At 66.1% G+C, this 12,052-nt stretch carries 11 protein-coding genes; 5 read left to right on the forward strand and 6 right to left on the reverse strand.

The features are described from left to right. Window positions 1-31: 31 nt before the first annotated feature. From HFL01S_RS07965 to HFL01S_RS07975, 3 genes are all read right to left on the reverse strand, one after another. On the reverse strand, window positions 32-1,969 hold the full coding sequence (locus HFL01S_RS07965) for a transglutaminase TgpA family protein (protein ID WP_084383160.1): 1,938 nt from the start codon (window positions 1,967-1,969) through the stop codon (window positions 32-34). Window positions 1,970-2,133: 164 nt separating this feature from the next. After that, complete coding sequence (locus HFL01S_RS07970) at window positions 2,134-3,126, reverse strand: DUF58 domain-containing protein (protein ID WP_439648599.1); 993 nt, start codon at window positions 3,124-3,126, stop codon at window positions 2,134-2,136. Continuing rightward, the gene (locus tag HFL01S_RS07975) at window positions 3,123-4,043 is read right to left on the reverse strand and encodes an AAA family ATPase (protein ID WP_066257108.1); all 921 of its coding nucleotides are present in this window, start codon (window positions 4,041-4,043) and stop codon (window positions 3,123-3,125) included. Before HFL01S_RS07975 ends, HFL01S_RS07970 begins: the two co-directional genes overlap by 4 nt. Window positions 4,044-4,069: 26 nt before the next feature. Between HFL01S_RS07975 and HFL01S_RS07980 the strand changes: the two genes are divergently transcribed. The 4 genes from HFL01S_RS07980 (at window position 4,070) to HFL01S_RS07995 (ending at window position 8,048) form a co-directional block, all read left to right on the forward strand. Further along, a complete protein-coding gene (locus tag HFL01S_RS07980; protein ID WP_066257111.1) occupies window positions 4,070-5,023 on the forward strand; it encodes a histone deacetylase family protein in 954 nt (317 codons plus the stop codon). A 69-nt stretch (window positions 5,024-5,092) separates the two neighbouring features. Further along, entirely contained in the window at window positions 5,093-5,959 is an 867-nt protein-coding gene (locus HFL01S_RS07985; RefSeq protein WP_169802321.1) for a class I SAM-dependent methyltransferase, read from the forward strand. Continuing rightward, window positions 5,956-6,729 carry an enoyl-CoA hydratase gene (locus tag HFL01S_RS07990; protein ID WP_066257115.1) on the forward strand — a complete coding sequence of 258 codons (774 nt, stop codon included), beginning with the start codon at window positions 5,956-5,958 and terminating at the stop codon, window positions 6,727-6,729. The genes HFL01S_RS07985 and HFL01S_RS07990 overlap by 4 nt, the downstream gene beginning before the upstream one ends. Continuing rightward, on the forward strand, window positions 6,723-8,048 hold the full coding sequence (locus HFL01S_RS07995; protein WP_066257117.1) for a mechanosensitive ion channel family protein: 1,326 nt from the start codon (window positions 6,723-6,725) through the stop codon (window positions 8,046-8,048). The genes HFL01S_RS07990 and HFL01S_RS07995 overlap by 7 nt, the downstream gene beginning before the upstream one ends. On the opposite strand, the gene HFL01S_RS08000 is transcribed toward HFL01S_RS07995, so the two are convergent. From HFL01S_RS08000 to HFL01S_RS08010, 3 genes are all read right to left on the reverse strand, one after another. Beyond that, window positions 8,025-9,320 carry a TRAP transporter large permease gene (locus HFL01S_RS08000; RefSeq protein ID WP_066257119.1) on the reverse strand — a complete coding sequence of 432 codons (1,296 nt, stop codon included), beginning with the start codon at window positions 9,318-9,320 and terminating at the stop codon, window positions 8,025-8,027. The two genes, HFL01S_RS07995 and HFL01S_RS08000, sit on opposite strands and share 24 nt — an antisense overlap. Next, complete coding sequence (locus HFL01S_RS08005) at window positions 9,317-9,811, reverse strand: TRAP transporter small permease (RefSeq protein WP_066257122.1); 495 nt, start codon at window positions 9,809-9,811, stop codon at window positions 9,317-9,319. Before HFL01S_RS08005 ends, HFL01S_RS08000 begins: the two co-directional genes overlap by 4 nt. A gap of 86 nt (window positions 9,812-9,897) precedes the next feature. After that, window positions 9,898-10,914, reverse strand: a complete 1,017-nt coding sequence (locus HFL01S_RS08010) for a TRAP transporter substrate-binding protein (protein ID WP_066257124.1) — start codon at window positions 10,912-10,914, stop codon at window positions 9,898-9,900. Window positions 10,915-11,282: 368 nt separating this feature from the next. Here HFL01S_RS08010 and HFL01S_RS08015 point away from each other — a divergent pair, with 368 nt between their 5' ends. Then, window positions 11,283-12,032 carry an electron transfer flavoprotein subunit beta/FixA family protein gene (locus HFL01S_RS08015; protein WP_066257126.1) on the forward strand — a complete coding sequence of 250 codons (750 nt, stop codon included), beginning with the start codon at window positions 11,283-11,285 and terminating at the stop codon, window positions 12,030-12,032. Window positions 12,033-12,052 lie beyond the last annotated feature (20 nt).

Genomic DNA, 12,052 nt, shown 5'->3' on the forward strand with positions numbered 1-12,052 from the left:
GCGGGAACCAGGGCGGGTCGGGATCGTGGGCTCATGAGGGTGCCCGCCGTGGGGGCCAGGACATCTGTTGAAACTGTTTCTGCAATGCGGTCAGCGTATCCGGGCTGTGGGGCGCGTAGCGCAGCGCTTCGAGGCGCAGCAGCCAGGCGCCCAGCTGCTGTGTGAATAGCTGCTCACCAAGCTGCTCGGATGCGACGCGCGCCAGCTCGCGCGGCGTGGCGTGCTCGCCGGCTTCGACGCCCAGTGCGGCCAGGCGGCGGCGTACACGCGCCAGCGTGCGCAGCCAGGGGTCGTGCTGCTGGCGTTCCCACAGGGCCCAGGCGGCGCCCGCGAGGCTGACCACCACGACCACGCCGACCAGCACATAGGCCAGATCAGTCCAGCTCGGCGACTCGAAGCCCAGGTTCTTCAGCAGGTCCAGCTGGCTGCCCTGCGTATAGTTCAGCACCCACTGGTTCCAGCCGTTGTTCACCGCTTCCCAGACGTCGCGCAGTTGCTGCGCAAGGGTGGGGTTCAGCGTGCCCAGGGCGGCACCAATGGCACCCTGGGGCGCCACCAATCGCTCGAACGACCCGATGCGGGATGGCGACACCGCGCTCGTGGGGTCCACGCGCACCCAGCCCTGGCCTTGCAGCCAGACCTCGGCCCAGGCGTGGGCATCTCGCTGGCGCACAGTCCAGTAGCCGTCGACGGCATTGAGCTCGCCGCCCTGGTAGCCGGTGACGATGCGGGCCGGGATGTCAAGCGCGCGCATCAGGATCACGAAGCTGGACGCGATGTGCTCGCAGAAGCCTTCCTTGCGGTCGAACCAGAACTCGTCGGCGGTGTGCTGGCCGTAGACACCGGGGTCGAGTGTGTAGGTGTAGCCGCCGGTGCGCAGGCGGTTGAGCGCCGCCTCGATCAGCGCCGGAGCGGACTGCGGCCCCGACCCGTGCTCGCGCCGCAGCTCCTGGGCGAAGGCCAGGGTGCGCGGGTTGAAGCCGGCGGGCAGCGCGATCTGGTCCTGCAGCGCCAGCGACGGCTCCAGCGGGCCGTGGCGGAAGCGGGTGTGGCTCTCGGCGCGGTAGCGCACCAGCTCCGTCACCGGCCGCCGCACGAACCACTGCAGTTCCGGTGTCATGAATGCCTTGAGGCCCTGCAGCTCGGGTGCCTGTGTGGCGGCTTCGAGCACGAATACCCAGGGGCGGTGGTTCGGTTCCATGGTGACTTCGTAGCGGATCGGCTCGCCTGCAAAAGCCAGGTTGGCCTGCAGCTCCATGTGCGGTGGAAAGGCCGAGCGCAGTGGCTTCCATTCCACGCCGTCAAAATCGGTGAGCACCGGTCCGCGGAAATACAGCTCGCGCTGCGGCGGCACCGGGCCGTCAAAGCGCACGCGCAGCGCGATGCGGTCGTCCAGCACCAGTTCGGCGATCTGGCCGACCCGCATTTTTCCGGACAGGCCCGAACGTCCGTCCATGCCGTCGCCCGGCACGCCCCACAGCGGCGAGAGGCGTGGGAACAGCATGAACGCCACCACCATGATCGGTGCGCCCAGCAGGGCCAGCCGCGCTGCGATGCCGGCGGTCTGCCGCAACGGTGGATGCCCCACCGGCATGTGGGCGTTGACGACGGCGGTCAGCAGACCCAGCAGCGCCACCAGGATGCCCGCTGCGGTGGGCAGCGACTGGGAATAGAAGAAATGGGTCAGCAGCGTGAAGAAGCCGAGGAAAAACACCACGAAGGCATCGCGGCGGGCCCGCAACTCCAGCGTCTTGAGCGCCAGCAGCACGACGATCAGCGTGACGCCCGCGTCGCGGCCGAGCAGGGTCTTGTGGGTCCACCATGTGGCGGCCAGGGTGACCAGCAGCAGGCCGATGCGCCAGCGCCAGCCGGGCAGCGGCCGGCCCCGCAGGGTGAGCGATGCGCGCCAGACCAGAACACCCGCCGTCAGCGCCGAACACCACCAGGGGATGTGCGGCACCTGCATCATCACCACCCAGGCGATGACGGCCAGCAGGAACAGGGTGTCGCGGGTGTCGCGTGGCAAGGCCCCCACGCTCCACCGCTGCGCGGGTCGCTGCCCCCCGAGGGGGCGCGTTTCGCCTTGGGGCGGCCCGGCGGCGAAACCTTTGTCGCTGTTGCGTTGTGTCTTGGTCAGCACAGGGCAAGCGCCTCCAGGCAGCGGGCGCGGTGGGTCGGGCCCTGGTCTGGGGGCAGTTCGCGGCCGGGAATGCGCAGGCCATAGTCCAGCCCCAAACGCTCGGCCATCAGCACCCAGGCGGTGAGGCGCGACAGGCGGGATTCCAGGTCTGAAGCGCCGCAGCGGGTGTGGTCCAGCCAGAGCTGCTGGCGCTGCGTGGACAGGGCATCCCGGCTGACCAGGTCGTCGCGACCGGCGGCAAAGGTCTGCGCCGCCTTCTTCCAGACGATGGATTTCTGCGGGTCACCCCGCCGGTAGGCGCGCACGCCGTCGAATTCACCCGTGGTCTGCACGCTCGCGCTGCCGGCGAAGCCCGGCTGCGCCTCACCGGGCGGCAGGGGCGGCGGGTGGGTCTCGGGGGCGGGGTAGACCAGCACCTGGGCCGCAGGGCGCCACACGGTCCAGACGCGGAAGGTGCCCATGGGAAACAGCGTGACAGCGGTCAGCGGTGCCAGAGCATGCAGGCCTCGCCGGGGAAACACCGATGCCACTTGCAGGCGCGTGCTGCCCTGGGCCGGCACATCGGTCCAGGCGAGGTGGGTGTCGCCAGCGGAAGCCTCACCGATCACGCCGATGCCGATGCTGTGGCGCACCTTGCCCTGCTCGTTGCCCAGCTGGATGTCCAGCGCCGCCGCATGGCCAGCGTGCACCGGTGCAGGCGGGCTCAGGTGCAGGGTGAGGCCGCGCAGGTTGGCGTGGCAGCTGTGCATGCCGGTCAGCGCACTGCCAGCCAGCAGGAAGGTCAGCAGATACCCCAGGTTCAGCTGGTAGTTGATGCTGCCCACCAGCAGCAGGAGCAGGGTCAGCGCCAGCATCCAGCCGGCGCGGGTGGGCAGGATGTAGACGTTGCGCTGCGTCAGCAGCAGGGTGTCGCTGCACGGCTGCCGCGCATGGAACCACTGTCGCAGCCGTCGGCGCAGGGCGTGCAGCGGGGCCAGCGGGCTCACGGGATGGGCGTGGCGTCGATCATGGCCCGCACCTGCTCCATCGCACCGCGGCCGGCGTCACTGACCGGCACCAGCCGGTGCGCGGCGGTCTGCGGCAGGATGGCGGCGATGTCGTCCGGGGCCACGTAGTTGCGCCCTTGCAGAAAGGCCTGGGCCTTGGCAGCCCGCACCACCGCCAGTGCGGCCCGGGGCGAGAGGCCCTGGGCGAACCAGCGGCCCGAGCGCGTGGCGGCCACCAGGTCCTGCAGGTACTCCAGCACTGGCTCGGCCGCATGCACGGCCAGCACCTCGGCCTGCAGGCGCGAGAGTTCCGCCGGCGAGAGCACGGCTGGCAGCTGTTCGATCAGCTCGCGCCGGTCGGCGCCGCGCAGCAGTTCGCGCTCGGCGGCGCGGTCCGGATAGCCCAGCGAGATGCGCATGTGGAACCGGTCCAGCTGCGATTCGGGCAGCGCGTAGGTGCCGAGCTGGTCGAACGGGTTCTGGGTGGCGATCACGAAGAAGGGCACCGGCAGGGCCCGGGTCTGCCCCTCGACGGTGACCTGCTTTTCTTCCATGGCTTCGAGCAGCGCGCTCTGGGTCTTGGGGCTGGCGCGGTTGATCTCGTCGGCCAGCAGCACCTGCGCGAACACCGGGCCAGGGTGGAACACGAAACCCTCACGGCCGCGTTCGTAGATCGAGATGCCGACCAGGTCGCTGGGCATCAGGTCGGCGGTGAACTGCACGCGCGCGAACTGCAGCCCGAAGGAGCGCGAGAGCGCGTGGGCGAGGGTGGTTTTGCCGACCCCGGGAACGTCCTCGATCAGCAGGTGTCCACCGGCCAGAAGACAGCCCACACAGTCCGAAACCTGGGCCGATTTGCCCACGATGACCGTGTTAAGCTGGTCCAGAAGCTGTCTGATTTTTGTGTCGGCTTGCATGCCGCGAACCTTACCGTAAAAAAGTGATGAGCCAGGCCACCGGTTATTTCACCCACAGGGACTGCTGGCGGCACGAGATGGGGCCGGGGCACCCCGAATGCCCCGCCCGCCTGGACGCCATCCAGGACCGTTTGCTGGCCTCCGGTCTGGACATTGCCCTGGACAAACGTGAGGCTACCGCAGCCGCCCTGGCCGATCTTGAGCTGGCCCACGGCCGCATGCACCTGGCAGCGCTGCGGGGCCTGTCGGACCAGCTGCGCGACGACATCGCTGCCGGCGGCCCCGACCACGCGCAGATCGACCCCGACACCTCGATCAACGTGCACAGCTGGGACGCGATCCTGATGGCCGCGGGCGCCGCCATCGACGCCACCGACGCGGTCATGGCCGGCGAGCTGGCCAATGCCTTCTGTGCTGTGCGTCCGCCCGGTCACCACGCCACGCGCAATCAGGCCATGGGCTTCTGCTTCGTCAACAACGTGGCGGTGGCGGCCAAGTACGCCCTGGAGCGCCACGGCCTGCAGCGCGTGGCCATCATCGACTTCGACGTGCACCACGGCAACGGCACCGAGGACATCGTTGCGGGCGACGAGCGCATCCTTATGTGCAGCTTCTACCAGCACCCCTTCTACCCACCCTGGAACCACTCGACCGCACCCAACCTGGTGAACCTTCCGGTGCCTGCGTACACCAAGGGCATGGATGTGAGGGAGCTGATCGACATGATGTGGCTGCCCCGGCTCGATGCCCACCGGCCGCAGATGATCTTCATCAGCGCCGGCTTCGACGCCCACCGCGAAGACGACATGGGCCAGATGGGGCTGGTGGAGAACGACTACGCCTGGATCACCGAACGCATCAAGGAAGTCGCAAAGCGCCACGCCCAGGGCCGCATCGTGAGCTGCCTCGAAGGAGGCTACGACCTCAGCGCCCTGGCGCGGAGTGTGGAGGCGCATCTGCGCGTGCTGGCGGGGCTTTGATGGATTGAAGGGCGCACCGTGCGGCCGAACAGGTTATGAGTTGAGATGCTGAAAAAGGTACTGAAACGGATGCCAGGTCTGAAAGGCCTGGCCCAGGAGCTGACGGATCTGCGCCTGCAGGTGCAGGCGGGTCAGGAACGCGAGCAGAGGGCCCATGAAGAGCGCTTGCGGTTGCAAGGGGAGCTGCAGCGGGCCCGGGACACGATCGGCCGATTGCAGTTGTGCGGGGCCAGCTCTGATCTGGACGACATCCTGGTGCCGGAGGCTGGTTCGCGAGCGCCGGCCTTCTGCGGGCACAGTGTCGTCTGGCCCTGGTTGCAGGAGCACATCAACCGGCCAGGGCTGGAGGTGCTTGAAATCGGTTCGCGCCTGGTGGTGGCGCGCGCTCTATGGAAGGAATACCTGCCCGATGTGCAGTACACCGGGTTCGACTACCTGTCGGGCCCCAATGTGGACGTGGTGGGCGACGCCCACCGCCTTTCTCAATACCTCCCCGGTCGACAGTTCGACTTTGTCTTCTCCTGCGCGGTGTTCGAGCATCTTGTGTGTCCATGGCTCGTGGTGGAAGAGATTTCGAAGGTGCTGCGCCCAGGGGGCAAGGCGTTCATCGAAACCCATTTTTCCTTCTCGGAACACGAAGCGCCATGGCACTTTTTCCAGTTCAACAGCCGCGCCCTGGAGCAGCTGTTTCACCCGAGGCTGGGCTTCCGGGTGATCGACAGCGGCCTCTCAAGCCCCATCGTCGGCCGATTCGCCAAGGGAAGCCAGAGTTACCTGCTGGATCAGCCGGTCAACAACCTGTACGGCCACTCGGAGATCGTGGTGGAGAAGGTAGGTCCCGCGGACCCGGCCTTCTCCTGGCGCGATGTGGCGCAGGACCTCGCCGCCACCAGTTCTTATCCGCCTCCCCTGGCATCTGTCGCTGATACGCAATGAATGACCTTGTCCTGATGCACACCCGCGACGAGCGCGGCGTGCACACCCTCACATTGAACAACCCAAAGGCCTTCAACGTCCTGTCCGAGGACATGATGGCGGCGTTCCAGCAGGCGCTGGACGCCGTGGCCGCCGACCCCGCGGCGCGCGCCGTGGTGATTGCCGCCGAGGGCCGCGCCTTCTGTGCGGGGCATGACCTCAAGCAGATGAAGGCCCGACCCGAGCTGGCCTACTACCAGTCCCTGTTTGCGACCTGCTCTAAGCTGATGCTGTCGATTCGCAAGCTGGAAGTGCCGGTGATCGCACGCGTGCATGGCCTGGCCACTGCCGCCGGCTGCCAGCTGGTCGCCCAGTGCGACCTGGCGGTGGCCGTGAAGGAGGCGAGCTTCGGCGTCAACGGCATCGACGTCGGCCTGTTCTGCGCGACGCCCAGCGTGGCGCTGTCGCGCAACATGCTGCCCAAGCAGGCCATGGAGATGCTGCTGACCGGTGATTTCATCTCGGCCGACGAGGCGAAGGCGCGTGGGCTGGTCAACCGTGTGGTGACGGCCGACGCCCTGGATGCCGAAGTGGCCGCGCTGGTCGATCGCATCCTGGGCAAGCCGCGCGAGGCGCTCGCCATGGGCAAGGCGCTTTTCTACCGGCAACTGGAAACCGGCATGGAATCGGCGTACCAGCTGGCCGGCCAGACCATGGCCTGCAACATGGTGCACGAAGTGGCGCAAGAGGGTGTGCAGGCCTTCATCGAGAAAAGGGCGCCCCGATGGTGAGCAACAACACCGCTGCACCACCGCCCATTCAGGACTTCGACGCCTGGCTTTCCGGATTTCAGCAGACCACCGTGTGGATTGAACTTGGCGTGCTGGCGCTGTGCGTCGGCATGGCCTGGGGGCTGGGCGCCCTGTTGCGGCGCGCGCTCAACAGGCAGCAGGAGGAATCGTCGATCCTGTTCGGCCGGCAGGTGATCGACGGCGTGCTGTTCCCCTTGCTGTTGCTGACACTGGCCTACGTGGCCCGCAGCGTGCTTGCGCAACAGATACCACTGGCGGTGTTCAAGGTCGCGATTCCGGTGCTGGTGTCCCTGGTGGTGATCCGGGTCGGCGTGAAGGTGCTGCAGGCCGCGTTCTCGTCGGCGCCCTGGGTGCGGGTGATGGAACGCACGATCTCCTGGATGGCCTGGGGCTTCATGGTGCTGTGGGTCAGCGGCCTGCTGCCCATCGTGCTGGAGGAAATGGAGCAGATTACGTGGAAGATGGGCTCCAGCACGGTGAGTCTGCGCACCCTGATCGAAGGCGCGCTGACGGCGGGCGCCATGCTCATCGTCACGCTCTGGATTTCTGCTGCGATCGAAGCGCGCCTGCTCAAGTCGGCCATCGGCGGCGACCTGTCGCTGCGAAAGGCGCTGAGCAATGCGACCCGTGCCATCCTGATGTTCCTGGGCCTGATCGTCGCACTGTCCGCAGTGGGCATCGACCTGACGGCGCTGTCCGTGCTCGGTGGTGCGGTGGGTGTCGGCATCGGTTTTGGCCTGCAGAAGCTGGCGGCCAACTACGTCAGCGGCTTCGTGATCCTGGCCGAGCGCAGCATGCGCATCGGCGACAACGTGCGCGTCGACAACTTCGAAGGGCGCATCACCGACATCACCACCCGCTACACCCTGATCCGCTCGGCGGCGGGACGCGAGTCCATCGTGCCCAACGAGATGCTCATCACCAACCGGGTGGAGAACCTGTCGCTGGCCGACCCGAAGGTCTGGCAGTCCACCGTGGTGTCGGTGGGCTACGACAGTGATGTGGACGCGGTGCGCCGCCTGCTGGTCGAGGCGGCGCTGGCACAGCCGCGCGTGCTGCGCGAGCCTTCCCCGAATGCCGCGTTGTCCGCATTCGGCGCCGATGGGCTGGAGTTCACGCTGGGCTACTGGATTGCAGACCCCGAAAACGGGCAGCTCAATGTGCGCTCCGACGTCAACCTGGCCGTGCTGGCCGCGCTGCGCACGCACGGGATCGAGATCCCATACCCTCAGCGCGTGGTCCACATGCGTGCCAGCGGCGAACAGCCCAGGTCCTCAGCGGGCCATGAAACCGGGTAACCAGAGCGAGATGACGGGGAACGCGATCAGGATGCCCAGGCGCACGATGTCGGCGAAGACAAAGGGCCAGACGCCGCGGTAGAGCGTGGTGAGCTTCACGCTGGGCAGCAACGAGTTGAGCACGAAGAGGTTCAACCCCACCGGGGGCGAGATCATGCCGATCTCGACGATGGTGACGACCAGGATGCCGAACCAGACCGGATCGAAGCCCAGGCCGGTGATGACCGGGAAGAACACCGGAATGGTCAGCAGCACGATGGCCAGCTCTTCCATCACCATGCCCAGAGCGAGGTAGATCCCCATCATCACGATCACCACCATGATGGGGTGGGGGCTGAACTGCAGCACGAAGTCGCGCAGGTCGCCCGGCATGCTGGTGAAGTTGATGAAGCTGGTGAACACCATGGCGCCGATGAGGATGGTGAACAGCATGGCCGTGGTGCGTGCGCTTTCCTGCAGGATGTCCATGACCACGCGCGGCGTGAGCGTGCGGCGGGCCAGTGCAAACAGGAAAGCACCCGCCGCGCCCACCCCCGCGCCCTCGGTGGCGGTGAACACGCCACCGTAGATGCCGCCAATGACCAGTGCGAACAGCAGGGCGACGCTCCAGATGCCGCGGATGGCGGCCAGGCGTTGCGACCAGGTGAATCGTTCGGCCGGGGGGCCGGCGGCGGGGTCGCGCCAGGTGACGAAGACCACTGCCATGCACAGGCAGAAGATGGCCACGATGCCAGGCAAGATGCCGGCAATGAACAGCTTGCCGATGTCGGTCTCGGTGATGATTCCGTAGATGACCAGAATGGTCGACGGCGGGATGAGGATGCCCAGCGTCCCTCCGGATGCGATGGAGCCGGTCGCCGGCGTGTCTTTGTAGCCGTGGGCTTTCATCTCCGGGTAGGCGACGCGCGACATGGTGGCAGCGGTTGCGATCGATGAACCGCAAATGGACCCGAACCCGCCCGAGGCGATGATGCTGGCCATGGCCAGCCCGCCGCGCCGATGACCCACGAAGGCATTGGCGGCGGTGAACAGCTCCTTGGCCATGCCTGCGCGGGCCACCAGGTTGCCCATGAGCACAAACAGCGGAATGACCGACAGCACGTAGTGAAAGCCGGTCTCGAAGATCACCTGGCTGGTGCTGGCAAAGGCCGGCTGCCAGCCGCGCATGAGCCCGAGCCCCCCCAGGCCGGCAATGGTCATGGCCACGGCCTGCGGCACGCGCAGAAAAGCCAGCCCGAACACCACCAGAAAACCCAGCAGCGCGGCGGTCATGGTGCGCTCTCCCCGTGGGCCACCGGAATGGGGGGCGAAAAGACGAAGATGGCGTGCACCAGCGCCGTCAGCAGCAACAGCGCCGCCATCAGCCATGCGACCGGGGATATGGCCAGCTGCAGGTGCACGGTGGTGTCACCGTACTCGGCAAAGCGCTGGGCGCGTGTGGTCATGAGCCAGGCCAGAAGGCCGAAGGTGCCCGCGCAGACCAGGTGCACCAGCCGCGCCTGGATGCCTTTGAGCCAGGCCGGGACGACGGCGTCCAGCGAGTCGAACACCACGTGCTCGCTGCGCCAAGAAACCAGCGGCAGCGCGCCGAAGATGACGATGACCATGAGGATCTCCGTCAGCTCCAGTCCGCCGGGCACGGAATGGTTGAAGAACTTTCGGCCCGTCACATCGATGAGGGTGAGCCACATGATGGCGAACAGCGCCATGGACGCGATCAGGCCGCTGGACCAGCGCAGGAACTTCTCGGGGGTCTGGAACATGGTGGGGTGTCAGACAAGACAAACCGGCGGGGCGGCCACCGCGGCCACCCCGCCGGTCATCAGACGGTGCCAGGCTGGCACCAGGCTTACTTGACCTTTGCGATCTCGGCTCGGAACTCGGCCAGCACCGCCTTGGCGTTCTTCAGGCCCTTGGCTTCAGCCGCTGCCGCCCACTTGTCTTCCAGCGGAGCCTGCTTGGCCTTGATCTCGTTCACGAAGGCGTCGGATGCCTTGATGCGCTGGACACCCTGCGCTTTTTGCACGCCATTCACCGATGCGTCATCGACCTTGTCCCAGCCGGCGCCGAAGCTGCGCGCAACGTATTCCCCCGAGAGTTTGTCCACCACGGCCTTGTCCTGCGCGGACAGGGCGTCGTACTTGGCCGGGTTCATCATGAACACGAAGCTGGTGTTGTACAGGCCACCGGGCAGGGTGGTGGCGTGCTTGATCATGCTCAGCTTGAAGGAGGCAATCGACTCGTCCGGGAACAGGGTGCCGTCCATGACGCCGGTGGACAGCAGTTCAAACGCTTCGGTCGCGGGCTTGAGGGTCGTGTTCCAGCCCATCAGCTTGGTCAGCTCGTTGATGTTGCCACCGCCAATGCGCCACTTGAGCGCGGCACCGTCGGCAAGGCTGTTGACCGGTTTCTTGCTGTTGAAGATGGTGCCTGGACCGTGGGTGAACACACCCAGCACCTTCACGCCCCTGTGCTCGCCCAGCGGGGCGAAGTACTTGCTGTAGATGCGCTGGTAGGCGACCGAGGTGGCCATGGAGTTGTCGCCCAGGAAGGGGAACTCGGCCATCTGGGTATTGATGAAGCGCCCCGGGGTGTAGCCGTCCACCGTGAAGGAGATGTCGGCCAGGCCGTCGCGCACGGCATCAAAAGTGCCGGGAGGGGCCGACACGGACTTGGGCAGGATGTTGCACTTCATGCGCCCGGCGCTTTCTTTCTCCAGCGCATCGCACCATTCCTTTTGTGCCACGCTGAGCGTGTGCGTGGGCGGCACCCAGGTCGAAGCGGTGAACACGGTCTGGGCCTGGGCGCCGGCGCCCGCGAACAGGGTGGCGGTGAGCGCCGCAGTGGCGGCAAGGCGAAACTTCATGCGTTGTCTCCTGGGGGTGGGTTGGATCGTTACGAAAGATAAACAAAATACCCTGATTCACTATAGGCGAATCCCCCTGTCGGCCCCCTAGAGAATTACCCGAATTGGCCGACCGACTGGTCGGTTAATAGGGATTTCCCTTGCTTTGTCGTTGTGGCGGCAGACGCGCCTGGGGGCATTCGCGATCATCAGCATTCTTCTTCTATAATCATAAAAAAGCACGATCGTTCTATTTTTGTGGCCGTGCAGCAAAAGTCTGGCCAGAAATGTCGCGTTGCTCGTCAGACGCCTACAATCCGAATTGACGTGTACGTCAATTCGAGCACCCGTTTCAACCCGCCTTTTCCATTCATCAGGAGCAACCGAACATGAAGGTCATCGTCCCCGTCAAACGCGTGGTGGACTACAACGTCAAGGTGCGCGTCAAGAGCGACGGCACCGGTGTGGACATCGCCAACGTCAAGATGAGCATGAACCCGTTTGACGAGATCGCGGTGGAAGAAGCCGTGCGCCTGAAAGAAAAGGGCGCAGCCACCGAAGTCATAGCCGTCTCCTGCGGCGTGGCGCAATGCCAGGAAACCCTGCGCACGGCCATGGCCATCGGCGCCGACCGCGCCATCCTGGTCGAGACCGATGTCGAGTTGCAGCCACTGGCCGTGGCCAAGCTGCTCAAGGCCCTGGTGGACAAGGAACAGCCGGGTTTGATCATCCTGGGCAAGCAGGCCATCGACGACGACGCCAACCAGACCGGCCAGATGCTGGCTGCGCTGGCCGACCTGCCGCAGGCCACCTTTGCTTCCAAAGTGGAAGTCGCCGACGGCAAAGCCAAGGTCACCCGTGAAATCGACGGCGGCCTGGAAACCCTGGAAATCACGCTGCCTGCGGTCGTCACCACCGATCTGCGCCTGAACGAGCCGCGCTACGTGACGCTGCCCAACATCATGAAGGCCAAGAAGAAGCCGCTGGAGACGGTCAAGCCCGCCGACCTCGGTGTCGATGTGACGCCGCGCCTGAAGACTTTGAAGGTCGCCGAACCCGCCAAGCGCGGCGCCGGGGTCAAGGTGCCCGACGTGGCCACGCTGGTCGACAAGCTGAAGAACGAAGCCAAGGTCATCTGAAGACCGCTGAACCCAACGAT

Source organism: Hydrogenophaga flava NBRC 102514 (assembly GCF_001571145.1).
Taxonomy (GTDB): Bacteria; Pseudomonadota; Gammaproteobacteria; order Burkholderiales; family Burkholderiaceae_C; genus Hydrogenophaga; species Hydrogenophaga flava.

Coding starts and splice junctions, on each gene's coding strand:
- HFL01S_RS07965 (WP_084383160.1), bottom strand. CDS start 1,969: ATGATGCAGGTGCCGCACATCCCCTGGTGGTGTTCGGCGCTGACGGCG.
- HFL01S_RS07975 (WP_066257108.1), bottom strand. CDS start 4,043: ATGCAAGCCGACACAAAAATCAGACAGCTTCTGGACCAGCTTAACACG.
- HFL01S_RS07980 (WP_066257111.1), top strand. CDS start 4,070: ATGAGCCAGGCCACCGGTTATTTCACCCACAGGGACTGCTGGCGGCAC.
- HFL01S_RS07985 (WP_169802321.1), top strand. CDS start 5,093: ATGCCAGGTCTGAAAGGCCTGGCCCAGGAGCTGACGGATCTGCGCCTG.
- HFL01S_RS07990 (WP_066257115.1), top strand. CDS start 5,956: ATGAATGACCTTGTCCTGATGCACACCCGCGACGAGCGCGGCGTGCAC.
- HFL01S_RS07995 (WP_066257117.1), top strand. CDS start 6,723: ATGGTGAGCAACAACACCGCTGCACCACCGCCCATTCAGGACTTCGAC.
- HFL01S_RS08000 (WP_066257119.1), bottom strand. CDS start 9,320: ATGACCGCCGCGCTGCTGGGTTTTCTGGTGGTGTTCGGGCTGGCTTTT.
- HFL01S_RS08005 (WP_066257122.1), bottom strand. CDS start 9,811: ATGTTCCAGACCCCCGAGAAGTTCCTGCGCTGGTCCAGCGGCCTGATC.
- HFL01S_RS08010 (WP_066257124.1), bottom strand. CDS start 10,914: ATGAAGTTTCGCCTTGCCGCCACTGCGGCGCTCACCGCCACCCTGTTC.
- HFL01S_RS08015 (WP_066257126.1), top strand. CDS start 11,283: ATGAAGGTCATCGTCCCCGTCAAACGCGTGGTGGACTACAACGTCAAG.